Source organism: Vogesella sp. AC12 (assembly GCF_024437575.1).
Lineage (GTDB): Bacteria > Pseudomonadota > Gammaproteobacteria > Burkholderiales > Chromobacteriaceae > Vogesella > Vogesella indigofera.
Map to the genome: position 1 here is coordinate 119,733 of NZ_JANFNU010000005.1, position 23,930 is coordinate 143,662.

A 23,930-nucleotide genomic window follows, 5' to 3' on the forward strand; every position below is an offset into this window, starting at 1 on the left:
CAAAGACAATACCAATCCGGGCGGACAAAAATAGTGTTTTCAATGGACGACCCGGCGGGAGAGTGCGGGTCTGAAGAAAAGGTCGCGGTGATTGGTGGCACGCGATTCGCTAGTGTACTCCGATTGCCGCCGTTGTGCAGCGAATCATTGACAATAAATTGCGGGCATGCGCTTTGGGTGGATGGGGTGCTGCATTGCAACACCCCGTCCGGCGCCCTAGTGGCGGAAGTGGTTCACGATGCTGGAGAAATCCAGCTTGCCGTTGCCCTCGGCGACATGGCTTTCGTACAGGTTGCGCGCCAGCGCGCCCAGCGGGTTGGCGGCGTGGCTTTGCAGCGCGGTTTCCTCGGCGAGGCCGAGATCCTTCAGCATCAGCTCCGACATGAAGCCGCCGCTGTAGCCGCGACTGGCCGGGCTGTTCTCCATCACGCCCGGCCACGGGTTGTACAGCTCCAGCGCCCAGTTGCGGCCGGAGCTTTTGCTCATGATCTCGGACAGCACCGCCGGATCGAGTCCGTTTTTCACGCCCAGCGCCAGCGCCTCGGCGGTGCCGGCCATCAGGATGCCGAGCAGCATGTTGTTGCACACCTTGGCGGTCTGACCGGCGCCGATGTCGCCGGCGTGGAAGATGTTCTTGCCCATCGCCGCCAGCAGCGGCTGCGCCGCCTCAACGTTGGCCGCATCGCCGCCGACCATGAAGGTCAGCGTGCCGGCGGCGGCGCCGGCGGTGCCGCCGGACACCGGCGCGTCGAGGAAGCGGAGTCCGGCGTCGCTGGCGGCGCGGCCGACGCCGCGTGCGGTGTGCGCGGCGATGGTGCTGCAGTCGATCGCCAGCGTGCCGGCGGGCAGGCGGGCGATCAGGCCGTCGTCACCGAGGTAGAGCCCTTCGACATGACGCCCGGCCGGCAGCATCGAGATCACCGCATCGGCGCCCTGGATCGCCTCGGCGACGCTGGCGGCTGCCTTGCCGCCGTTTTCGCTGAAGTGTTGCAGCGCCTCGGCGGAGAGGTCGACCCCGCTGACGCTGAAACCGGCGCGCACCAGATTGATGGCCATCGGGCCGCCCATGTTTCCCAGGCCGATAAAGGCTATGTGTTGCATGTGTTGCTCCTCTTGCGTGTGTTCAGTGCAGGGCGGCCAGCGGGTGATCCTGCTCGCGCCACGGCGAGCGGAAGTGCTGCGCCACCCAGTGGTGGTCAACCGTAGTCAGGGTCGGGCGCGACCACTGCGGATTGCGGTCCTTGTCGACCAGCAGTGCGCGTACCCCCTCGCGGAAGTCCGGCGCGGCGCAGAAATTCAGCGACAGCACCAGCTCCATGCGCAAGGCCTCGGCCAGCGACAGGTGTTTGGCGCGGCGGAAAATCTCCCAGGTGACGGCGGCGCTGCTCGGGCTGCCGGCGGCGTAGCTTCTGGCGGCGGCGGCGAGCCAAGCGTCCTCGAAGGCGGTGTGACGCAGTGCCTGGTCCACCGCCGCCAGCGAGCCCTTGTTCATCAGCTGATGGATCAGCGGCAGGCAGCGCAAGACATGGCTGTCGGCCAGCGCATCGCCGTTGCCGGCCTCCAGCTCGCCCAGCAGCGCGGTGAGCTGGCCATGGTTGGCCGCACTGTCGGCGTGCCAGCCGCTGGCGGCGAGTCTCGCCAGCAGCGGAGGCCAGCCGTCCTGCGGCAGGATGTGGTCGGCGAGATTGCACAGCAGCGCGTCGCGCGCGTTCAGCGGCGCACCGGTGAGGCCGAGGAACAGGCCGGCCTTGGCCGGCATCCGTTGCAGGAACCAGCTGCCGGCGACGTCGGGATACAGGCCGATGCTGATCTCCGGCATCGCGATGCGGGTGCTGGCGGTGGCGACGCGGTGGCTGGCGCCGGCCATCAGGCCGAGGCCGCCGCCCATCACGATGCCGCTGCCCCACAGCAGGATAGGCTTGGAATAGGTGTGGATGCGGTAATCCAGCGTGTATTCGGCGGTGAAGAACGCCTCGGCCTGCGGGTTGGGCCACTGCTGCTCGGGGTCGCCCACCAGTGCCTCGCGCAGCGCGCGCACGTCGCCGCCGGCGCAGAACGCCTTGTCGCCGGCGCCACGCAACAGCACGGCAGCGATGCCGTCATCCTGATCCCAGATCGACAGCCGCGCGTCCAGCAGGCGGATCATGTCGCCGTTGAGTGCGTTGAGCGCCTTTTCCGCGTTCAGTGTCGCCACGCCGAGGCGGTGGCCGCTGGCGGTGGGGATTTCGTCAAACAGTACGACGTCGTTCATGGTTTTCCTTCTTTGTTGTCGCCACGCAATCCACGGAAAAACACAGGCCGGCTTGTCAAGAAAGCGTGCTGGTCCGGCTGGCTATCCGCTTTATTTCCGTGGCTAACAGTGCTTAGCGGTTTTGCCACTGCGGCGTGCGCTTCTGCAGGAAGGCCTGCACTCCCTCGCGCTGGTCTTCCGTATCGAACAGTTTGATGAACAGTTCGCGCTCGTGGATCAGGTTGGCCGCAGGCGGAGCGTGACGCGCGGCCTGTACCAGCGTCTTGCAGGCGGTGACCGCCACCGGGGACTGGCGGCCAACCTTTTCCGCCAGCGCCAGTGCGCTATCGCGCGCGCTGCCTTTGGCCACCACTTCTTCCACCAGCCCGATGCGCAGCGCGGTGGCGGCATCGACGCGTTCGCCGCACAGGATCATGCGCTTGGCCCAGCCTTCGCCGACCAGGTGCGGCAGGTTCTGCGTGCCGCCGGCGCAGGGCAGCAGGCCGACGGCGGCCTCCGGCAGCGCCATCACCACCTGTTCCTCGGCGATGCGGATGTCGCAGGCCAGCGCGCACTCCAGCCCGCCGCCCATCGCGTAGCCGTTGATGGCGGCGATGCTGACGCCGCGGAACGCCGACAGCGCCTCGAACGCCTCGCCGAACAGGATGGTCATGCTGGCGGCGACGCCCTTGTCGCCGTCGGCGAACAGCTTGAGGTCGGCGCCGGCGGAGAAGAATTTGTCGCCGTCGCCGGTGATCACCAGTGCGTAGATGTCGCGGTCGGCGTTGAGGTCGGCCACCAGCCGCTTCAGCGCCTGCAGGCTGTCGTAGGTCCAGGTGTTGGCCGGCGGGTTGGCGATGGTGATCAGGGCGGTGTGGCCGCGTTTTTCAACGATCAGGTTGGCGTAGTCTTGCATGTTCGGTTCCTGTGTTTGCCACCTCAGTCCAGGCGTGGCTGGCAACGGCGGCCTGGCGCGGTGGTGGCGGGTGGGGCTGGCAAAGTCTCTATTTCAATCGTGGTCAGCGCAGGTTTTCCAGCGCGCCTTCCTGCAGCAGCTTGCGCGCGATGATCACGCGCATGATCTCGTTGGTGCCTTCCAGGATCTGGTGCACGCGGTTGTCGCGCACGTAGCGCTCCAGCGGGTATTCCTTGATATAACCGTAGCCGCCAAACAGCTGCAGCGCCTCGTTGGCGACCTTGAAGCCGGTGTCACTGGCGAAGCGTTTCGCCATCGCGCAGTAGGCGCTGGCATCGGCGCTGCCCTTGTCCAGCTGCCATGCGGCCAACCTGACCATCTGCCGTGCGGCGACCAGCTCGGTGACCATGTCGGCGAGGCGGAACTGCACGCTCTGGAACTCGGCCAGGGGCTGGCCGAACTGCTGCCGCTCCTGTACGTAGCGGGTGGCGGCGTCCAACGCCGCCTGCGCGGTGCCGACCGAGCAGGTGGCGATATTGATGCGCCCGCCGTCCAGCCCTTTCATCGCGAAGCTGAAGCCCTGGCCTTCCTCGCCCAGCAGGTTGGCCGCCGGCACCACCACGTTATCAAAGGTGATGGCGCGCGTGGGCTGGCTGTTCCAGCCCATCTTCTTTTCCTTCTTGCCGTAGACGATGCCGGGCAGGTCGGCCGGTACCAGCAGTGCGGAGATGCCGCGTGCGCCGGCGCCGCCGGTGCGCGCCATCACCACCAGCACATCGCTGCTGCCGGCGCCGGAGATGAAGGCCTTGCTGCCGTTGAGGATGTAGTGCTCGCCGTCACGCTCGGCGCGGGTGCGCAGGTTGGCCGCATCGGAACCGGCGCCCGGCTCGGTCAGGCAGTAGCTGCCGAGCAGCTCGCCGCTGGCCAGTTGCGGCACCCACTGCGCCGCCACCTCCGGGCGGGCAAAGCTGCCGATCATCCAGCTGACCATGTTGTGGATGGTGAGGTAGGCGGTGGTGGAGGTGCAGCCGCCGGCCAGTGCCTCGAACACGATGGCGGCATCCTGGCGCGTCAGGCCCAGCCCGCCGTACTGCTCCGGCGTGTACAGGCCGCAGAAGCCCATCTCGCCGGCGCGGCGGATCACGTCAACCGGGAAGATTTCCGCCTCGTCCCAGTGCGCGGCATGCGGCGCCAGTTCGTTGTCGGCGAAAGCGCGCGCGCTGTCACGAAAGGCGATTTGTTCGTCGCTGAGTGCGAAGTCCATGTTTGATTCCTTTTCTGCTTCGCCGGCCGCCGCGCTTGTGGCGCGGGCTGGCCGGGATGGCCGCCGGCCACGCCGTGCAGCGGGCACGGGGTGGGGGAGGCCAACGTTACCCTTAGAGCCTGTCACGATCTGCTGCGCTTTGTGAAACGTTACACGGTGAGTACGCCTTCGGAATGCTCATTGACCCCATGTCAACTCCGCTTCCTCAGCCGTTTTCGCCTTGTCTCGCTCTGGCTCGCAAGATCGTGAACATGCCCTTACTTCAGCGCGATGGTGGTGTGCACCTTGCCGCTGCTGGCGTCGTCGTCGAACCAGCGGCTGGTGACGGTCTTGGTCTGGGTATAGAACAGCACCACCTGCTTGCCGTAGGGGCCGAGGTCGCCGAGCTTGGATGCGCGCGAGCCGGTGAACGAGAACAGCGGCACCGGCACCGGGATTGGCACGTTGATGCCGACCTGGCCGACGTCGATCTCCTCCTGGAAGTGGCGCGCCGCGGCGCCGCTCTGGGTGAAGATGGCGGTGCCGTTACCGTTGGGGTTGGCGTTGATGATGTCGATGGCCTCGTCGAGGCTGTCGGCGGCCATCAGGCACAGCACCGGGCCGAAGATTTCCTGGTCGTAGATCGCCATCCCCGGCTTGACGCCGCTGAAGATGGTGGGGCCGACGAAGTTGCCGTGCTCGAAGCCGGCCACGCTGACGCTGCGTCCATCCAGCTCCAGCGTGGCGCCTTGCTCGACGCCCTTGGCGATCAGCGTGGCGACGCGGTCCTTGGCGGCGCAGGAAATCAGCGGGCCGATGTCGGGGTTGGTATTGCCGGGGCCGACCTGCAGCGTCCTGGCCTTGGCCACCAGATCGGGGATCCACGCTTGCGCGTCGCCGACCAGTACCGCCACCGTCAGCGCCATGCAGCGCTGGCCGGCGGCACCAAAGGCGGCGCCGGTGAGCTGGTTCAGCGCCTGTTCCTTGTTGGCGTCCGGCAGCACGATGGCGTGGTTCTTGGCGCCCATCATGCACTGCACGCGCTTGCCGTTCAGGCTGGCGCGATTGTAGACGTGGGTGCCGACCTTGCTGGAGCCGACGAAGGAAATCGCCTTGATGTCGGGGTGGTCGCAGATGGCGTTCACCACTTCCGCGCCGCCGTGCACCACGTTTAGCACACCCGGCGGTACGCCGGCTTCCAGTGCCAGCTCGACCAGGCGCATGGTCACCATTGGGTCCTGCTCCGACGGCTTCAGCACGAAGGTGTTGCCGGTGGCGATGGCCATCGGGAACATCCACAGCGGGATCATCGCCGGGAAATTGAACGGGGTGATGCCGGCGCAGACGCCCAGCGGCTGCATCACGCTGTAGGTATCGACGCCGCCGGCGACGTTCTCGGCGTAGTCGCCCAGCTGCAGGCTGCCGATGTTGGCCGCATGCTCGACCACCTCCAGGCCGCGGAACACGTCGCCTTCGGCATCGGCCAGCGTCTTGCCCTGCTCGGCGGTGAGGATGGCGGCCAGCTCCTTCATGTGTTCGCGGATCAGCTGCTGCAGCTTGAGGAAGATGCGGGCGCGGGTGCCGATCGGGGTTTTCTTCCAGCTCTTGAACGCGGCCTTGCCGGCGGCGACGGCGGCGGCCACCTCGGCGGCGGTGGCCATCGGCACGCGCGCCAGCACTTGCTGGGTGGCCGGGTTGATCACGTCACGCCATTCGCTGGTGGTCGATTCGACGAATTCGCCGTTGATCAGCAGCTTGACGGTGGGCAGGTGCGACATGGTGTTTCTCCTTTGCGGGCGGCGTGGCGTGTGCGGCTGGTAGCCGTGGTGTTAGATAATTAGTGAACGTTGACGTAAACGTCAATTTAATCTCAATTTAGAGCAAGCGCTTGGTTTTTTGAAGGGCGCACTACAAGCAGCGCAAACCGTGCTGCCAGGCTGTTGCGTGGCGGGTACAGGCGGCGGTTGGTATTGCCTGTCGTCTGTCTCAATAGACCGCTGCCGGCGGCGAAAGTGCGGCCGCCGGCCCGGGCTGGTACGGCATTCAGGCCAGGCTGCGCTCGTCGGCGATGACCTTGCCGTCGGCGGGCAGGCTGCCGGGCGCGCACAGCACCACCTCGCCGCGCAGCTTGCACACCTCGCGCAGGGTGGCGGCAAGGTTGGCCGCAAGGTCGCTGTCGTGCTGATCGCCGACTTCGGCGTGCAGCGTCATCACATCAAGGTGCTGCTCCTGCGTGACCACCAGCCGTGCGCGCTGCACCGCCGGGTGGCGCTGCGTCACCGTGTGCACCTGCTCCGGGTGCACGAACATGCCCTTGACCTTGGTGCTCTGGTCGGCGCGGCCGAGCCAGCCCCGGATGCGCTGGTTGCTGCGGCCGCACGGCGACGGGGTGTCGATCAGCGCCGACAGGTCGCCGGTGGCAAAGCGCAGCAGCGGGTAGTCGCTGTTGAAGCTGGTGACCACCACCTCGCCGATCTCGCCGGCCGGCAGCGGCTCGCCGCTGCCGGGGCGTACGATTTCCAGCAGCACGCCCTCGTCGATGACCATGCCCTGGTCCGGCGCGGTTTCGTAGGCGATCAGGCCGAGGTCGGCGGTGGCGTAGCACTGCAGCACGGCGATGCCGCGCGCGGCGAACCAGGCGCGCAGGCTGGCCGGCAACGCCTCTCCGCTGACCAGCGCCTTGTTCAGGCACGGCAGTGCGATGCCGAGCTGGTCGGCCTTTTCCAGGATCAGCTTCAGGAACGAGGGCGTGCCGGTGTAGGCGCTGGCGCCGAGGTCGCGCAGCGCCGCCACCTGCAGCTCGGTCTGGCCGGGGCCGGCGGGAAACACCGCGCAGCCGAGCGCGCGGGCGCCGGCATCGAGCATGAAGCCGCCGGGGGTGAAGTGGTAGGAAAAGGCGTTGTGCACCAAGTCACCGGCGCGCACCCCGGCGGCGTACAGCGCGCGGCTGAGGCGCCAGAAGTCGTCGCCGTGGCCTTGCGGCTCATAGATCGGGCCGGGCGAGGCAAACAGCCGTGCCGCCTGTCCCGGTGCCAGCGCGGCGAAGCCGCCGAACGGTGGCGCCGCCTGTTGCGCGGCGATCAGCGCCGACTTGCGTGTCAGCGGCAGGGCGGCCAGCGCGGCCAGGCTGGTGATGCCGGCCGGCTCGATGTCGGCGAGCAGCGCGGCGTAGGCGGGGCTGTGCGCCTTGGCGTGGGCGATCTGCGCCGGCAGCGCGGCCAGCTGTGCGGCTAACCTTGCGGCAGGGGCGCGGGTTTCCAGTGTGTCGAGATAGGGCATGAGCGGTATTCCTGTGATGAGCCAGGTGTCTGTTTTCGCTACAAAAGGCAAAGAATTTTTTGCCACGGAAAACACGGAAGAAAACAAAAACGGTGAATCAAGTCGCAAGCATCGCGAGTGTTTGTCGCGTTCTGCAGGTATCGGGCCTAGTGTTTTTGTCTGTGTTCTTCAGTGGATTCCGTGGCAAAAAGGGTTTTAGCGTCTTGTCTTGGCAAAAACCTCACGCCAGCCAGCGTTTGCGGCGGCGGTAGTGTTTCACCTCGCGGAAGCTCTTGCGGCCTTCGCCGCCGAGGCCGAGGTAGAACTCCTTGACGTCCTCGTTGCTGCGCAGCTCGTCGGCACTGCCGTCCATCACCACGCGGCCGTTTTCCAGGATGTAGCCGTAGTGGGCGTAGCGCAGCGCGACGTTGGTGTTCTGTTCCGCCAGCAGGAAGCTGACGTTCTCCTGCTGGTTCAGTTCGCGCACGATCTCGAAGATCTCCTCGACGATCTGCGGTGCCAGTCCCATTGACGGCTCGTCGAGCAGGATCATCTTCGGGTCGGCCATCATCGCGCGGCCGATGGCCACCATCTGCTGCTCGCCGCCGCTGGTGTAGCCGGCCTGGCTCTGGCGCCGTGTCTTCAGCCGCGGGAAGTAGTGGTAGATGCGCTCCAGCGCCAGCTTGATCTCGCTGCGGCTGATGGCGCGGGTGTAGGCGCCGGTGAGCAGGTTCTCCTCGACGGTGAGGTGGCCGAAGCAGTGGCGGCCTTCCATCACCTGGATCACGCCCTGTTTCACCAGCTGGTCCGGGGTGCCGTGGTCGATGCGCTGGCCGCGGTATTCGATGGTGCCCTTGGTGATGTCGCCGCGCTCGGAGCGCAGCAGGCTGGAGATCGCCTTCAGCGTGGTGCTCTTGCCGGCGCCGTTGGCGCCGAGCAGGGCGACGATCTGGCCCTCCGGCACGTCCAGCGACACGCCCTTGAGCACCAGAATGACGTGGTTGTAGATCACTTCGATGTTGTTGACCGACAGCAGGTAAGGCGTTGCGGTGGCTTGCATGGGCGTAGGCTCCGTGAGGGCCGGGGCGGAACCCCGGCCGGGTCAGCAGTGAGGTCGGCAGGCGCCGGCGCGCGCCAGGGCGGCGCGGCCGGTGCCGGCGGCATTACTTCTCGGCGGCGCAGTCACGCAGCTTCATGCTCTTTTCCTGGCTGTACTTGTCGACCGAGGCCTTGATCAGCGGCAGGGTGACGCCGGTGTCGGCCTTGATCCAGCCGGAGACCGGCTTCCAGTCCTTGCCGTCCCACTGCATGAAGCGGGTGTAGCCGCTGCCTTCGTGGTTCTGGCAGCTGGTTTTCACCTGCGGGAACATGTCGGTCACGCCCAGTTCCTGCTGCCGTTTGGCGTCGATGTTGAGGTTTTCCATGCCCCAGCGGATCTGGTCGCCACCCAGCGTCTTGGCGCCGTATTTCTTCTGCGCCGCGCGGATCGCCTCCACCATCAGGATGCCGCTGACCACGCCGCGGTTGTAGTTGACGGTGCCGATGAAGCCCTTGTCGGAGAGATTGCCCTTGCCGGCGCCGTACACGGTTTTCTCAATGTTCTGGATCACCGGGAACTGCCTGCCGTCCAGCGCGAAGCTGCCGGCGATATAGCCCTTGGCGGCGTCGCCGGCGGCGATGGCGTCTTCTTCCGAGCCGCCCCACCAGTTGGCGACGATGTTTTCACGCGGGAAGCCGACCTTCTGCGCCGATTTCAGCGCCGCCGGCGTCATCACCCCCCAGCTGCGCAGCAGCACGAAGTCGGGACGCGCGCGGCGGATTTCCAGCCACTGCGACTGCTGCTCGGTGCCGGGCGCCGGCACTTCCACGTGCTGCAGTTCGAAACCGTACTTCTTCGCCATCGCGTCCAGCACCGGGATGGTTTCCTTGCCGTAGGCGGAGCCGTGATACAGGTTGACGATCTTCTTGCCCTTCAGGTTCTGCATGCCGCCGACGCGCTGGCCGAGGAACTGCACCTTGGCGGTGGCCTGGCTCCAGTAGCTGGTGATCAGCGGAAACACGTACTTGAAGGCGCGGCCGTCCTGCGCATCGGCGCGGCCGAAGCCCATGGTCATCAGCGGAATCTTGTCCTTCTCGGCGCGGTCCATGGTAGCGTAGGTGATGCCGGTGGACATGAAGTTGAACGCCGAGGCGCCGCCGTTTTTCGCCTTCAGGCGTTCGTAGCACTCCACGCCGCGGTCGTTCTTGTACTCGGTCTCGCACTCTTCGTAGGTGAGCTTGACGCCGCCGACGCCGCCTTCCTTCATGTTGACGTAGTTGAGGTAGTCGATCATGCCGCCGTAGAACTTGGCGCCGCCGGAGGCGTAGGCACCAACACGGTAGCTGGGGATCGGAATGAACTGGTCGGCGGCCTGGGCCACACCGGCAACGGTCAACAGGGCGAGCGATACGGCAACAGCGGTTTTGTTCATGGTGATGTCTCCTGGTCTTTCTCTGTTGTGGTGCTGCTTGGGGTCATGCATCGGTTGGCCGCAACCTTGCGGCCAACTTTCAGGTCGTTGCAGGCGCGTCAGTGCGGGAACGGCCATACGCGCAGTTTTTCCTTGGCGATCTGCCACAGCCGGGCGAGGCCGTGCGGCTCGACGATCAGGAAGAAGATGATCAGGCCGCCGAACAGCATCATTTCCAGGTTGGCGAGGAACTGGGTGCTGATGGTGTCGTGGAAGGCCTGACCCAGCAGGTTGAGGCAGATCGGCAGCAGCACGATGAAGGCGGCGCCGAGGAAGGAGCCGAGAATGCTGCCGACGCCACCGACGATGATCATGAACAGCACCTGGAAGGAGCGGTGCAGGTCGAAGGCCTGCGCATCGACGGTGCCCAGCAGCACGAAGGCGTACAGCGCGCCGGCGACGCCGCAGTAGAAGGAGCTGATGGCAAAGGCGAGCAGCTTGGTGCGCAGCATCGGGATGCCGATCACCTCGGCGGCGACGTCCATGTCGCGGATCGCCATCCAGGCGCGGCCGATGCTGGCGCGGGCCATGTTCTTCGCCGCCAGCGCCATCAACGCCACGATGGACAGCGTCAGCAGGTACTTGCTGGCCGGGGTGTCGATGGCGATGCCGAACACCTGCATCGGCGGTGCCGAGATCACGCCGGAACTGCTGTAGTTGGTGAACCAGCCGAACTTGGTGAACACCCACTCGATGAAGAACTGCGCCGCCAGCGTCGCCACCGCCAGGTAGAAGCCCTTGATGCGCAGGGACGGCAGGCCGAAGGCGACGCCGACCAGTGCCGCCATCAGGCCGCCGAGGAAGATGGCGAGCAGCAGCGGCATGCCCGGCATGCGCAGCATGAAGTTGTAGGTGGCGAACGCGCCCACCGCCATGAACGCCGCCGAGCCCAGCGACAGCTGCCCGGCGTAGCCGGTGAGGATGTTCAGCCCCAGCGCCGCCAGAGACAGGATCAGGAACGGGATCAGGATGCCGGACAGCAGGTAGTCGCTGCCAAGGCCCGGCAGCACCACGAAGGCGAGCGCGAGCAGGGCGGCGATGAACAGCCGGTCCTGGGCGATGGTGAGGATGGCGGAATCCGCCGCGTAGGAACTCTTGAACTGACCCGATTCACGGTAGAACATGGTTTACACCCTCTCGATATGTTTTTCGCCGAACAGGCCTTCCGGACGCACCAGCAGGAACAGCAGTGCCAGCATGTAGGGGAACCAGTTCTCGATGCCGCCACCGACGAACGGCCCCAGGTACACCTCGGCCAGCTTCTCGCCGGCGCCGATGATCAGGCCGCCGATGATGGCGCCCGGCACCGAGGTGAAGCCGCCGAGGATCAGCACCGGCAAGGCTTTCAGCACCACCAGTGTCAGCGCGAACTGCACGCCCAGACGCGAGCCCCACAGCAGGCCGGCGACCAGCGCCACGAAACCGGCGACGCCCCACACGATGGCCCAGATGTGCTTCAGCGGAATGCCGACCGACATCGCCGCCTGGTGGTCGTCGGCCACCGCGCGCAGCGCGCGCCCCAGCTTGGTCTTGCTGAAGAACAGCGCCAGCGCCGCCACCAGCGTGCCGCCGACCGCGGCGGCGAACAGGTCGAACTTGGAGATGAACACGCCGCCGACATCGAAGGGCTCGTCGGCGATGCCCAGCTCCAGGCCGTGCACGTCGGTGCCCCACACCATCTGCGCCAGCCCTTCGAGGAAGAAGGACAGGCCGATGGTGGCCATGAACAGCGTGATCGGCGGCTGGTTGACCAGCGGCCGCAGCACCACCCGCTCGATGCCGACGCCGAGCAGCACCATCAGTGCCAGCGTCAGCAGCAGCGCCAGCCAGAACGGCACGCCCATCGCCTGGATCGAGACAAAGGACAGCGCGGCAAACAGCACCATCGCGCCCTGCGCAAAGTTGAACACGCCGGAGGCCTTGTAGATCAGCACGAAACCCAGCGCCACCAGCGAATACATCACGCCGGCGAGCAGGCCGCCCACCAGCACCTCAAGGAAAAACTGCCATTCCATGTCTTGCTCCTTGCCTGATATTGCGGCCAACGTTGGCCGCACGCGGCGTTAACGGGTACCTCGAAAAACCTGCTGCGCCAGCCGATTGCTGCGTTGCATCGTCCTCGCTCCCTCGCTGTACGCCTTGTACTAACTCGGTCGCTGCGGGCGCTGCGCCTTGCACTCGACTGGCTCGCGACGGTTTTTCGAAGTGCCCTAACGGCGATTAGTGGGAGGTGCCGAGGTAGGCGGCGATCACGTCGGCGTTGCCGCGGATCTCGTCCGGGGTGCCGTCGCCGATCTTCTTGCCGTAGTCGAGCACCACCACGCGGTCGGAGATGTCCATCACCACCCCCATGTCGTGCTCGATCAGCACGATGGTGGTGCCGAACTCGTCGTTGACGTCGAGGATGAAGCGGCACATGTCCTGCTTTTCCTCCACGTTCATGCCGGCCATCGGCTCGTCCAGCAGCAGCAGCGTCGGCTCGGCGGCCAGCGCCCGCGCCAGCTCGACGCGCTTTTGCAGGCCGTAGGGCAGACGCCCGACCGGCGTCTTGCGGATGTGCTGGATCTCGAGGAAGTCGATGATCTTTTCCACCTGCTCGCGGTTGGCGATCTCCTCGCGCTGGGTGCGGCCCCAGTACAGCGCCTGCTGGATGAAGTTGGAACGCATCTTCAGGTTGCGGCCGGTCATGATGTTGTCCAGCACGCTCATGCCCTTGAACAGCGCGATGTTCTGGAAGGTGCGCGCGATGCCCTGGCGTGCCGCCTCGTGCGGCCGCATCTTGCTGCGGGCCTCGCCGCGGTAGATCACGCGGCCCTGCTGCGGGTGGTAGACGCCGTTGATCACGTTCAGCATCGAGCTCTTGCCGGCGCCGTTGGGGCCGATAATGGACAGCACTTCGTGCTCGCGCACTTCCAGGCTGATATTGGTCAGCGCCTTGACGCCACCGAACGACAGCGAGATGGCTTCGGCTTGCAGGATGACGTCGCCGATTTTGCGGTGCGGGTTCATGCAGCCTCCTTGGCGGTGGCGGGGAAGGTCTTGGCGTCGCGGATTTTCACCGTGGCGCGGATGTTGCCGCTGCGGCCGTCCTCGAACTTCACCTGTGCGTCGATGGTGCAGTCGCGCGCGTCGCTGTTGAGGGCCGCGATCAGCGGCGCGTAGCGTTCGGCGATGAACTTGCGGCGTACCTTGCGGGTGCGGGTCAGCTCGCCATCGTCGGCGTCCAGCTCCTTGTGCAGGATCAGGAAGCGCCTGATCTGGCTGCCGGCCAGCCGCGGGTCGGTGGCGAGGTCGGCGTTCATCTTCTCGATGCACTCGCGGATCAGCTCGTACACCGGCTCCTGGCCGGCGAGGTCGGTGTAGCCGGTGTAGGCGAGGCCGCGTTTTTCCGCCCAGTTGCCGACCGCGATCAGGTCGATGTTGATGAAGGCGGTGGCGTAGTCGCAGCCGTCGCCGAAGGCGACCACTTCCTTGATCTGCTGGAAGAATTTCAGCTTGTTTTCCAGGTATTTCGGCGCGAACAGGCTGCCGCAGTTCATGCGGCCAACGTCCTTGGCGCGGTCGATGATCTTGAGGTGGCCGTCCTCGTCGAAGAAGCCGGCGTCGCCGCTGTGCACCCAGCCTTCGCTGTTGCGCGTCTCGGCGGTGGCGTCGTCACGCTTCCAGTAGCTGTGGAAGGTGCCGGGGCCGCGGAACAGCACCTCGCCGCTGTCGGCGATCTTCACTTCCACCCCCGGTACCGGCACGCCGACGGTGTCGGGCTTGACCTTGTCGTTAGGGTGCACGCACACCATCACGTAGGCTTCGGTCTGGCCGTACAGCTGCTTGATGTTGACGCCGAGGGCGCGGTAGAAGTCGAACAGCTCGGGGCCGATGGCCTCGCCGGCGGTGTAGGCGAGCTTGAGGCGGGTGAAGCCGAGCACGTTCTTCACCGGGCCGTAGACCAGCAGTTCGCCCAGCTTGTAGCCGACGCGGTCCCAGAAGCCGACCGGCTTGCCTTCCAGGATGGCGGTGCCGACGCGGCGGGCGTGATCCATGAAGTAGTGAAACATCCGGTACTTGAGGCGGCCGGCGTCCTCCATGCGGATCATCACCTGGGTCAGCAGGTTCTCGTACACGCGTGGCGGGGCGAAGTAGTAGGTCGGCCCGATCTCGCGCATGTCGGTCATCACCGTGTCGCTGGACTCGGGGCAGGACACGCAGAAACCGGTGACCATCGATTGCGCGTAGGAGAACAGGTTGTCGCCCACCCACGCCATCGGCAGGTAGGCCAGTACTTCCTCGTGCTCGGTGAGACCCTCAAGGTTGGCCGCATTGCGCGCGGTGATGATCATGCTGTCGTTGGTGTGCAGCACGCCCTTGGGGTGGCCGGTGGTGCCGGAGGTGTACAGCATGATCGCCGGATCGCTGCCGCGGCCGAGGTCAACCATGTTCTGGAACAGCTGCGGGTGCTCGTCGTGCTGCACGCGGCCGGCGCCGAGGATTTCGGCGATGTCGTAGAGGCCGCTGTGCTGGTAGTGGCGCAGGCCGCGCGCGTCGTCGTAGACGATGGCCTGCAGCGTCGGCAGGCGGTCGCGGATTTCCAGCAGCTTGTCGACCTGTTCCTGGTCCTCGACCACCGCCATCACCACTTCGGCATCGGACAGCACGAACACCATCTCTTCCGCCGCCGAATCCTGGTACAGCGGTACCGGCACGCCACCCAGGCACTGCGCCGCCATGATCGCCATGTACAGGCGCGGGCGGTTGTCACCGATCACGGCCAGACGGTCGCCGCGCTTGAAGCCTTGGCTGGCAAGACCGAGCGCGAGGGCGCGGACTTCGGTCGCCACTTGCTGCCAGCTCCAGGTCTGCCAGATGCCGAGGTCTTTCTCACGCATTGCCGGGCGCGCGCCACGTTGCTGGGCATGCGCCAGCAGCAGCTTGGGGAACGTGTCTGCCGTGTGGCCATGCGCGATGGCGGGGCGGACAGTTTCAGGCTTGGCCATTCTCGTGTCTCCTCTTGTATTTTTGGGGCGGCAGCAGGCTGCCACGGGTGGTGCGTGGCCCGGGAACGGGCGGGGGTGATGCCGGGTAAAATCAGACAGGCTTGTGGCCAGTGGGAATGCGGAAGGCTTGTGGCCTTTGCGTTGACGTAAACGTCAACTTGGTGTGACTAAGCTAAAGCAAGCGCTCGGTTTTATGCAAAGGGTTTTTATGAAAGGCGGGTTTACTGCGTTGCGTCATGTTGTGCTTCCGTCACAGCGGCGGGCGCCGTGTGACGGAAGTGACTGATTTTGCAGGTGAAACGGCTCAGTAGGCGTAGAAGCCCTTGCCGGATTTGCGGCCGAGATGGCCGGCGGCGACCAGTTGCACCAGCAGCGGGCAGGCGCGGTATTTCGAGTCGCGGAACTCGCGGTGCAGGATGTCCATGATGGACAGGCAGGTGTCCAGCCCGATCAGGTCGGCCAGCGCCAGCGGGCCGATCGGGTGGTTCATGCCCAGCTTCATCACGGTGTCGATGTCCTCGGCGGTGGCCAGGTTTTCGTACAGCACGAAGGCGGCTTCGTTGATCATCGGCATCAGCACGCGGTTGGACACAAAGCCAGGGCCGTCCTTCACCGTCACCGGCGTCTTGCCCAGCTGCAGGCTCAGTGCGTGGATGGCGGCGTGGGTGGCGTCGTCGGTTTGTAGCGCGCGGATGATCTCCACCAGTTGCATCAGTGGCACCGGGTTCATGAAGTGCATGCCGATCACCCGTTGCGGCTGCGGCACCCAGGCGGCGATGGTGGTCAGCGAGATCGACGAGGTGTTGCTGGCGAGGATGGTGTCGGGGCCGACGATGCCGGCCAGTTCGCGGAAAATCTGTTCCTTGATGGTGGCGTTCTCGGTGGCGGCCTCGATCACCAGCTGGCAATCACCGAGCGCGGCGAGGCCGGTGCGGCCTTGGATGCGTGCCAGTACTTCGCTGGCGCCGGCTTCGGTCTGCACGCCTTTCTTCACCAGTCGCGCCAGGCTGCTACCGATGCTGGCGAGGCCGCGCGCCACGGCGGCATCGCTGACGTCGGCCATCACCACGCTAAAGCCGGCCTGGGCAAAGACCTGGGCAATGCCGTTGCCCATGGTGCCGGCGCCGATGACGCCAATCTGCTTGAATTCCATCGCTGTTCTCCTGGTTGGGGTGCTCTAAAATTATTTCCAGTTTACGTTAACGTCAACTAAAGTGATAGCAAGGGCACGGAATTGTGGCGCAGCCGGTGTGCTTTGTTGCCGGCGCAGGGCGTTGCCGGATGTCCGGCAGGGGCCGGCCGTATTACAATTGCGGGTGGCCGACAAGAGCCGATTATCTGGACAGTTAAGCAAGGGGGTTGCCGTGGTTGTCACTGCTGATCGTACATTCAGCATTTCCGAGTTGGCGCAGGAGTTCGATGTCACCACCCGGGCGATCCGATTTTACGAGGCCGAGGGCCTGCTGACGCCGGAGCGCAAGGGGCAGCGCCGCATCTATTCGCGGCGCGATCGGGTGCGGCTGATGCTGACGCTGCGCGGCAAGCGCATCGGCCTGTCGCTGCAGGAGATCCGCGAGTTGTTCGAGCTGTACGACGCGGCCAACACCGACGAGCCGCAGCTGATGAAATTCGTCGACATCCTGTCGCGGCGCGAGCGGCAGCTGTTGCAGCAGCTGGACGACATCCAGCTGGTGCTAAAGGAAATCGGCCAGCTGCGCGGCCAGTGCGAGCAGTGGATGGAAAAGCGCACCGGCGGGTTGCCCGATCTGTAGCCCGGCGCCGGCCGGTTTTTGTGTTTGTGCCACAGCCGCTGCGATGCGGCTTGTTTTTTGTGGTTAGTTTACGTTAACGTAAACGTATATTTCACCGCAGAGGAACCGGATGATGCAGAACGATGCAATTGTGATTGTCGGAATGGCGCGCACCGCGATGGGCGGTTTTCAGGGCAGCCTGTCCGGCCACAGCGCCAGCGAGCTGGGCGCGGTGGCGATCCGGGCCGCGGTGGCGCGCGCCGGTGTGGCGCCGGAAGCGGTGGAAGAAGTGATCATGGGCTGCGTGCTGCCGGCCGGCCAGGGCCAGGCCCCGGCGCGGCAGGCGGCGATCAAGGGCGGGCTGTCGCTGGCGGCGGGTGCCACCACCATCAACAAGATGTGCGGCTCCGGCATGAAGGCGCTGATGCTGGCGCACGACCTGCTCAAGGCGGGCAGCAACACGGTGATGGTGGCCGGCGGCATGGAAAGCATGAGCAACGCGCCCTACATCATCCCGAAAGCGCGCGGCGGCCTGCGTCTCGGCCATGGCGAGCTGAAGGACCACATGTTCCTCGACGGCCTGGAAGACGCCTACGACAAGGGCAAGCTGATGGGCGTGTTCGCCGAGTTGTGCGCGGAAAAATACGGTTTCAGTCGCGCGGCGCAGGATGAGTTCGCCATCGCGTCGCTGACCCGTGCCCAGCACGCGATCACCAGCGGTGCGTTCAGCAGCGAGATCGCGGCGGTGACCGTGCTTGGCCGCAAGGGCGAGGAAGTGGTGGCCGAGGACGAGCAGCCGCTGAAAGCCAATCTCGACAAGATCCCGACGCTGAAACCGGCGTTCAAGAAGGACGGCACGGTGACCCCGGCCAACGCCAGCTCCATTTCCGACGGCGCCGCCGCGCTGGTGCTGATGCGCGAGAGCGAAGCCGCCGCCCGCGGCCTGACGCCGCTGGCACGCATCGTCGGCCACAGCACCCACGCCCACGAGCCGGCGTGGTTCTCCACCGCGCCGGTGGGCGCGATGCAGAAGCTTCTGGCCAAGGCCGGCTGGACGGTGGACGACGTCGACCTGTTCGAAATCAACGAGGCGTTTGCAGTGGTGACCATGGCTGCGATGCATGATCTGGGCCTGCCGCACGCCAAGGTCAATGTCAACGGCGGCGCCTGCGCGCTGGGGCACCCGATCGGCGCCAGCGGTGCGCGTATCGTGGTGACGCTGATCGCGGCGCTGCAGGCGCGCGGGTTGAAGCGTGGCGTCGCCAGCCTGTGCATCGGCGGCGGCGAAGCCACCGCGCTGGCGCTGGAACTGGTGTAAGGGGCGGACCATGCTGCTGACGACAGAACAGGAACAGGTGGTCGATGCGGTGCGCGACTTTGTGCAGGGCGAAATCGCCCCGCACGCCGCCGCCTGGGACAAGGCGCACAGCTTTCCGCGCCAGGCACTGCAGGGCCTGGGCGAGCTGGGCTGCTTCGGCCTGACCGTGGCGCCGCAGTGGGACGGTGCCGGGCTGGGCTACGTGACGTTGGCCGCGGTGATCGAGGAGATCGCCGCCGGTGACGGCGCGCTGTCCACCATCATCTCGGTGATCAACTCGGTGGGCTGCGGGCCGATCGAGCGCTTCGGCAACGACTGGCAGAAGGACACCTTCCTGCGCCCGATCGCGCGCGGCGAGTGGATCTCGGCGTTCTGCCTCACCGAGCCGGATGCCGGCTCCGACGCCGCCGCGCTGCGCAGCCGCGCGGTGCGCGACGGCGACGACTACGTGATCAACGGCGTCAAGCAGTTCATCACCAACGGCAAGCATGCCGATGTCGCCATCGTGTTCGCGGTCACCGATCCGGCCGCCGGCAAGAAGGGCATCAGCGCCTTCCTGGTGCCGACCACGGCCGCCGGCTACACCGTGGCCAAGGTGGAAGACAAGCTAGGCCAGCATGCGTCCGACACCTGCCAGATCGTGTTCGACAACGTGCGCGTGCCGGCCAGTCATTTGCTGGGCAAGGAAGGCGAGGGCTACAGGATCGCGCTGGCCAATCTGGAGTCCGGCCGCATCGGCATCGCTGCACAGTGCCTGGGCATGGCGCGCGCGGCGCTGGAGTTTGCCACCCGCTACGCCACCGAGCGCCAGACGTTTGGCCAGGCCATCATCCGCCATCAGGCGGTCGGTTTCCGCCTGGCTGAAGCGGCGGCGCGGCTGGAAGCGGCGCGGCAGCTGGTGCGGCACGCGGCGGCGCTGAAGGATGCCGGCAAGCCCTGCCTGAAGGAATCGAGCATGGCCAAACTGGTGGCGTCCGAGATGGCCGAGGCGGTGTGCTCGGCGGCGATCCAGACGCTGGGTGGTTACGGTTACCTGTCCGACTACCCGCTGGAGCGCATCTACCGCGATGTACGCGTGGCGCAGATCTATGAAGGGACTTCCGACGTGCAGAAACTGGTGATCGCGCGTGCGCTGGAAGACGAAATACGCTGATTTTTTGAGTGGGTCGTTGTTAGGGTTGGCCGCAGCGCATGCTGCGGCCTTTTTTATTGCTCAGCCGCTTGCGGCCAACCTTGCGGCCGCCGCCGCGCGCCGCCGGGCTAAAGCGTGATCGGCAGGATGCCGGTTTCCTTCACTTCTTCCATCACCACATAGCTGCGCGATTCGTTGGCTTGCGGCAGCTTCAGCAGGATGTCGCCGAGGATGTTGCGGTACATCGACATGTCCGGCAGCCGTACCTTCAGCAGGTAGTCGTACTCGCCGGATACCAGATGGCACTCCAGCACGTCCGGCAGCTTCTGCACTTCGCGGCGGAAGGCGTCGAAAATGTCGCCGGACTTGGCCGACAGCTTGATCTCGACAAATACCAGCAGGCTGGCGCCCAGCGCTTGCGGGTTCAGTTTCGCGTGATAGCCTTCAATGACCCCTTCGCGCTCCAGCCGGCGCACGCGCTCGGTGCACGGGGTGGTGGAGAGGCCGACTTTTTCCGCCAGCTCGGTCATGGCGATGCGGCCGTTTTCCTGCAGGTGCAACAGGATCTTGCGGTCGATGCGGTCCAGCTGGCGGGACAGGTTCAAATTGCTGCGCTGCGTTTTCACTAAATAACCACCGATTAACAGGTAAGTTGACTGCCGTTTAGCTGTAACTAAGTTGAAAAAACTGTCTTGCAATCAATATACTACGCAAATTCACTGAAAGTGCAAATGCGCTTTTGGATCCCGGAAAAACAGGCTCCGGCCTGATGAGACAGCATAACTGGCAGGAGAGATCATGAAAGTAATCGTGCTTGGCGGCGGCGTTATCGGTATTTCGACCGCATGGTATTTGGCAAAGGCAGGCGTGGAGGTGACGGTGATCGAGCGTCAGCCCGGCCCGGCGCTGGAAACCAGCTTCGCCAACGCCGGCCAGATCTCTCCGGGCTATGCCGCACCGTGGGCGGCGCCGGGCATCCCGCTGAAGGCGGCCAAATGGCTGTTCCAGAAGCACGCGCCGCTGGCGATCCGCGTTGACGGCAGTACCTACCAGTGGGAGTGGATGGCGCGCATGTTCGCCAACTGCAACTATCAGGACTACAACATCAACAAGGGCCGCATGATGCGCCTGGCCGAGTACAGCCGCGACAAGATCCGCGAGCTTACGGCCGAGACCGGCCTCAACTTCGAAGGCCGTACCGGTGGCACGCTGCAGCTGTTCCGCAGCCAGCAGCAGGTGGACGCGATGGGCAAGGACATCGAGGTGCTGAAGGAGTGCGGCGTGGAGTACCAGGTGCTGGATGCCGACGGTTGCGCCCGTGTCGAGCCGGCGCTGAAAAAGACCAAGCACAAGCTGAAGGGCGGCCTGCGCCTGCCCAACGACGACACCGGCGATTGCCAGCTGTTCACCTCGCACCTGGCGGAGATGGCGGCGGCGATCGGCGTCAAGTTCCTGTGGGGCAAGAGCATCGAGGCCATCGAGCACTACGGTGACAAGGTCACCGCCGTGCGCGTCGACGGCGAGCGTCTGACCGCCGATCACTACGTGGTCGCCACCGGCAGCTACTCGCGCGAGATGGTGAAGGCGCTGGGCATCGACATCCCGGTGTACCCGGTGAAGGGCTACTCGCTGACGGTGCCGATCACCAACGCCAAGGGCGCACCGGTGTCCACCGTGCTGGACGAGACCTACAAGATCGCCATCACCCGCTTCGACGACCGCATCCGCGTCGGCGGCATGGCCGAGCTGGCCGGCTTCGACCTGAGCCTGAACCCGAAACGCCGCGCCACGCTGGAAATGGTGGTCACCGACCTGTATCCGGACGGCGGCGACGTGTCGCGTGCCGAATTCTGGACCGGCCTGCGTCCGATGACGCCGGACGGCACGCCGATCATCGGCGGCACCCGCTTTGCCAACCTGTCGCTGAACACCGGCCACGGCACGCTGGGCTGGACCATGAGCGCCGGCTCCGGCAAGGTGCTGGCCGACCTGATCACCGGCACGCAGCCGGAAATCCTGATCGACGGCCTGTCGATGCAGCGTTACGCCAAAGGCGGCGAGACGCTGGTGGTGCCGATGTCGCGCCCGCTTGCGGCCAACGTATAAGGAAGATCATGCGTCCGTTGATTGCAACTATCCGTCTCGATCATTTTCGTCACAATTACCTGCTGGCGCGCCAGCAGCACGGAGGCCGCGCGCTGGCGGTGGTGAAGGCCAATGCCTACGGTCACGGCGCGGTGCGCTGTGCGCAGGCGGTGGCCGATGTCGCCGACGGCTTTGCCGTGGCCTGCCTGGAAGAGGCACTGCAGCTGCGTGCAGGCGGCATTAGCGGCCCGATCCTGCTGCTGGAAGGCGTGTTCGAAGCGGCCGAGCTGGCCGAGGTGCAGGCGCACGGGCTGTGGCTGGTGGTGCAGAACCGCGAGCAGCTGGACATGCTGCTGGCGACGCCGGCCGAGCACCCGTACCGCGTGTGGCTGAAGATGGATTCCGGCATGCACCGCGCCGGTTTCTTCCCCGCCGATTACGCCGCCGCCTATCAAAGGTTGGCCGCAAGCGGCAAGGCCGACGCCATCGTCAAGATGACGCACTTTGCCCGTGCCGACGAGCCGGGCTGCGACGCCACCGCCCTGCAGCTGGCCGCCTTCGATGCCGCCACCGCCGGTTTGCCTGGCGACAGCAGCGTTGCCAACTCCGCCGGCATCATGATCCACCCGCACGCGCACCGCGACTGGGGCCGCCCCGGTATCATGCTGTACGGCTCGACGCCGCTGCCGGACGGCCATGCGGCCAACGTTGGCCTCAAGCCGGTAATGCGGCTCGCCAGCCGCGTGTTCGGCGTGCGCGAGCTGGCCGCCGGCGAGCCGGTCGGCTACGGCGCCAGTTTTGTCACCACGCGGCCGACCCGCGTCGGCCTGATCGCCGGCGGTTATGCCGACGGTTATCCGCGGCTGGCGTCCACCGGCAGCCCGGTGGCGGTCGATGGCCAGCACAGCCGCATCATCGGCCGTGTGTCGATGGACATGATCACCATCGATCTGACCGACCTGCCGCAGGCCGGTATCGGCAGCGAGGTGGAATTGTGGGGCGAGCAGGTCAGCGTCAATGCCGTGGCCGCCCATGCCGGCACCATCAGCTACGAGCTGCTGTGCAACGTGAAACGGGCACACTTGCAGTATCTGGACTGAGCGCGACCGACACGGTGCGTGCACTGAAAAATGCCCGGCTTCGTGCCGGGCATTTTTGCTGGCGACAATGTCGCGAAATGTAACGGAAATCTGGCGGCGGCTTGATATTTGGCAAACGAGTGCACCGCCTGTGTCATGATAATGGCTTCTCGACGTCTTCTGCCTGCTTGCGGAGCCCATGACCATTTTCCATTCCACGACCTGGGTCAAACTGCTGGGCTTGTTGCCCGGCGAGCTGAACCCGAACGAAGCCAGCTGGCTGGTGACGCCGCAGCATCACATGCCGCTGATGAGCAATCGTCGCGCGCAGATGATCCTGAACCGGGTGCGCCTGTTTGCCAGCCTGTTTGCGGTGCTGACCCCGCTGTGGATGTTCGTCGATCTGCTGGTGCTGCCCAATCCGCTGGCGTGGCAACTGGCGCTGCTGCGGCTGGGCGCCACCGGCTGTTTCGCCTTCATCGTCTACTGTTACCGGCCGGAGGTGACGCTGTTCAACGCCTGGCGCGGCATGGCGATGCTGTTTGCCATCCCCACGTTGTTCTACGTGGTGTCCTACGTGCTGCTGACGCACTACCAGCTCACCGGCGCCTCGGCCGCGGTCGGCACTGGTTATGCCTTCCTGCCGTTCATCCTGCTGGCCGGTTTCGCCATTTTCCCGCTGACGCTGCTGGAGAGCGTGATCTTTGCCGCGCCGATCCTGGTGGCGCACGTCACCGCCGGCTATTTCCAGTTCTCGGTGGTGGACTGGCCGTCGTTCTGGGGCGCGTTCTGGCTGCAGGGGCTGATCGCCGGCGTGGCGGCACTGGCCGGCGTCTGCCAGCTGGCGTTCATGATCGCGCTGGTGCAGCAGGCGGTGCGCGACCCGCTGACCGGTGCCTTTTCGCGCCGCAGCGGCGAGGAGGTGCTGGAATTGCAGTTCATCCTGGCCAGCCGCAGCGGCAGCCCATTTTCGGTAGCCTTCATCGACATCGACCATTTCAAGGCGATCAACGACCAGTTCGGCCACCAGCAGGGCGATGTCATGCTGAAGCAGTTTGCGCAGACGCTGACCCAGGGCCTGCGTAAGGGCGACGTGCTGGTGCGCTGGGGCGGCGAGGAATTCCTGCTGCTGCTGCCGAACATCGATTGCCGCCAGGCGATGCACGCTTTGCAGCGCCTGCGTCGCAACGGCTTCGGCCTGCGGCCGGACCAGACACCGCTGACCGCCAGCATCGGCGTTGCCGACATGCTGGAGGAGGGCTGCAACGACTGGCGCCAGCTGATCGAGATCGCTGACCAGCGCATGTACGCCGCCAAGCAGCAGGGCCGTAACCGCGTCATCACCGCCAGCGAACCGGCGCCGAACCTGCAGCCGGCCCTGGCCTGAGTCGCCGGCTGTCACGACAACGCCCCCGCATGC

At 65.6% G+C, this 23,930-nt stretch carries 21 protein-coding genes; 7 read left to right on the forward strand and 14 right to left on the reverse strand.

Annotated elements, in window-relative coordinates; translation table 11 throughout:
• Nucleotides 1-216: 216 nt before the first annotated feature.
• The 6 genes from mmsB to NOM55_RS10100 all read right to left on the reverse strand — a co-directional run bounded on the left by mmsB (nt 217) and on the right by NOM55_RS10100 (nt 7,668).
• Nucleotides 217-1,101, reverse strand: coding sequence for a 3-hydroxyisobutyrate dehydrogenase (gene mmsB / locus NOM55_RS10075; protein WP_255908468.1), 885 nt, complete (start codon nt 1,099-1,101; stop codon nt 217-219).
• 22 nt (nt 1,102-1,123) lie between these two features.
• Nucleotides 1,124-2,251 carry an enoyl-CoA hydratase/isomerase family protein gene (locus NOM55_RS10080; protein ID WP_255908469.1) on the reverse strand — a complete coding sequence of 376 codons (1,128 nt, stop codon included), beginning with the start codon at nt 2,249-2,251 and terminating at the stop codon, nt 1,124-1,126.
• 112 nt (nt 2,252-2,363) lie between these two features.
• Nucleotides 2,364-3,146 carry an enoyl-CoA hydratase gene (locus NOM55_RS10085; protein ID WP_120811169.1) on the reverse strand — a complete coding sequence of 261 codons (783 nt, stop codon included), beginning with the start codon at nt 3,144-3,146 and terminating at the stop codon, nt 2,364-2,366.
• A gap of 103 nt (nt 3,147-3,249) precedes the next feature.
• Nucleotides 3,250-4,410, reverse strand: a complete 1,161-nt coding sequence (locus tag NOM55_RS10090; protein WP_255908470.1) for an acyl-CoA dehydrogenase family protein — start codon at nt 4,408-4,410, stop codon at nt 3,250-3,252.
• A gap of 257 nt (nt 4,411-4,667) precedes the next feature.
• On the reverse strand, nt 4,668-6,167 hold the full coding sequence (locus NOM55_RS10095; protein WP_255908471.1) for a CoA-acylating methylmalonate-semialdehyde dehydrogenase: 1,500 nt from the start codon (nt 6,165-6,167) through the stop codon (nt 4,668-4,670).
• 265 nt (nt 6,168-6,432) lie between these two features.
• On the reverse strand, nt 6,433-7,668 hold the full coding sequence (locus tag NOM55_RS10100; RefSeq protein ID WP_255908472.1) for a phenylacetate--CoA ligase family protein: 1,236 nt from the start codon (nt 7,666-7,668) through the stop codon (nt 6,433-6,435).
• Between NOM55_RS10100 and NOM55_RS10105 the strand changes: the two genes are divergently transcribed.
• Nucleotides 7,667-7,867 (forward strand): hypothetical protein, encoded by a 201-nt coding sequence (locus tag NOM55_RS10105; RefSeq protein ID WP_255908473.1) that lies wholly within the window; start codon nt 7,667-7,669, stop codon nt 7,865-7,867. The genes NOM55_RS10100 and NOM55_RS10105 overlap by 2 nt on opposite strands.
• A 21-nt stretch (nt 7,868-7,888) precedes the next feature.
• Here the strand turns inward: NOM55_RS10105 and NOM55_RS10110 are convergent, their stop codons facing one another.
• The 7 genes from NOM55_RS10110 to NOM55_RS10140 all read right to left on the reverse strand — a co-directional run bounded on the left by NOM55_RS10110 (nt 7,889) and on the right by NOM55_RS10140 (nt 16,298).
• Nucleotides 7,889-8,707 carry an ABC transporter ATP-binding protein gene (locus tag NOM55_RS10110; RefSeq protein ID WP_047965976.1) on the reverse strand — a complete coding sequence of 273 codons (819 nt, stop codon included), beginning with the start codon at nt 8,705-8,707 and terminating at the stop codon, nt 7,889-7,891.
• Nucleotides 8,708-8,810: 103 nt separating this feature from the next.
• On the reverse strand, nt 8,811-10,118 hold the full coding sequence (locus NOM55_RS10115) for an ABC transporter substrate-binding protein (protein ID WP_047965977.1): 1,308 nt from the start codon (nt 10,116-10,118) through the stop codon (nt 8,811-8,813).
• Nucleotides 10,119-10,216: 98 nt separating this feature from the next.
• Complete coding sequence (locus NOM55_RS10120; protein ID WP_047965978.1) at nt 10,217-11,281, reverse strand: branched-chain amino acid ABC transporter permease; 1,065 nt, start codon at nt 11,279-11,281, stop codon at nt 10,217-10,219.
• Nucleotides 11,282-11,284: 3 nt separating this feature from the next.
• Nucleotides 11,285-12,172 (reverse strand): branched-chain amino acid ABC transporter permease, encoded by an 888-nt coding sequence (locus NOM55_RS10125; RefSeq protein WP_047965979.1) that lies wholly within the window; start codon nt 12,170-12,172, stop codon nt 11,285-11,287.
• Nucleotides 12,173-12,377: 205 nt separating this feature from the next.
• The gene (locus NOM55_RS10130) at nt 12,378-13,166 is read right to left on the reverse strand and encodes an ABC transporter ATP-binding protein (RefSeq protein WP_047965980.1); all 789 of its coding nucleotides are present in this window, start codon (nt 13,164-13,166) and stop codon (nt 12,378-12,380) included.
• A complete protein-coding gene (locus NOM55_RS10135; protein ID WP_255908474.1) occupies nt 13,163-15,145 on the reverse strand; it encodes an AMP-binding protein in 1,983 nt (660 codons plus the stop codon). The genes NOM55_RS10130 and NOM55_RS10135 overlap by 4 nt, the downstream gene beginning before the upstream one ends.
• 304 nt (nt 15,146-15,449) lie before the next feature.
• Nucleotides 15,450-16,298 carry a 3-hydroxybutyryl-CoA dehydrogenase gene (locus NOM55_RS10140; RefSeq protein WP_255908475.1) on the reverse strand — a complete coding sequence of 283 codons (849 nt, stop codon included), beginning with the start codon at nt 16,296-16,298 and terminating at the stop codon, nt 15,450-15,452.
• Nucleotides 16,299-16,509: 211 nt separating this feature from the next.
• Here NOM55_RS10140 and NOM55_RS10145 point away from each other — a divergent pair, with 211 nt between their 5' ends.
• The 3 genes from NOM55_RS10145 (at nt 16,510) to NOM55_RS10155 (ending at nt 19,367) form a co-directional block, all read left to right on the forward strand.
• The gene (locus NOM55_RS10145; protein ID WP_120811183.1) at nt 16,510-16,917 is read left to right on the forward strand and encodes a MerR family DNA-binding transcriptional regulator; all 408 of its coding nucleotides are present in this window, start codon (nt 16,510-16,512) and stop codon (nt 16,915-16,917) included.
• A gap of 112 nt (nt 16,918-17,029) precedes the next feature.
• Complete coding sequence (locus NOM55_RS10150; RefSeq protein ID WP_255908575.1) at nt 17,030-18,214, forward strand: acetyl-CoA C-acyltransferase; 1,185 nt, start codon at nt 17,030-17,032, stop codon at nt 18,212-18,214.
• Between the two features lie 10 nt (nt 18,215-18,224).
• Nucleotides 18,225-19,367 carry an acyl-CoA dehydrogenase family protein gene (locus tag NOM55_RS10155; protein ID WP_255908476.1) on the forward strand — a complete coding sequence of 381 codons (1,143 nt, stop codon included), beginning with the start codon at nt 18,225-18,227 and terminating at the stop codon, nt 19,365-19,367.
• Nucleotides 19,368-19,474: 107 nt separating this feature from the next.
• Here NOM55_RS10155 and NOM55_RS10160 read toward each other — a convergent pair whose 3' ends face one another.
• Nucleotides 19,475-19,951, reverse strand: coding sequence for a winged helix-turn-helix transcriptional regulator (locus NOM55_RS10160; protein WP_370687874.1), 477 nt, complete (start codon nt 19,949-19,951; stop codon nt 19,475-19,477).
• A 193-nt stretch (nt 19,952-20,144) separates the two neighbouring features.
• Here NOM55_RS10160 and NOM55_RS10165 point away from each other — a divergent pair, with 193 nt between their 5' ends.
• The 3 genes from NOM55_RS10165 (at nt 20,145) to NOM55_RS10175 (ending at nt 23,897) form a co-directional block, all read left to right on the forward strand.
• Nucleotides 20,145-21,452 carry a D-amino acid dehydrogenase gene (locus tag NOM55_RS10165; protein ID WP_047965985.1) on the forward strand — a complete coding sequence of 436 codons (1,308 nt, stop codon included), beginning with the start codon at nt 20,145-20,147 and terminating at the stop codon, nt 21,450-21,452.
• A gap of 8 nt (nt 21,453-21,460) precedes the next feature.
• Entirely contained in the window at nt 21,461-22,531 is a 1,071-nt protein-coding gene (gene alr / locus NOM55_RS10170; RefSeq protein WP_255908477.1) for an alanine racemase, read from the forward strand.
• 178 nt (nt 22,532-22,709) lie between these two features.
• Nucleotides 22,710-23,897 carry a diguanylate cyclase gene (locus NOM55_RS10175; RefSeq protein ID WP_255908478.1) on the forward strand — a complete coding sequence of 396 codons (1,188 nt, stop codon included), beginning with the start codon at nt 22,710-22,712 and terminating at the stop codon, nt 23,895-23,897.
• Nucleotides 23,898-23,930 lie beyond the last annotated feature (33 nt).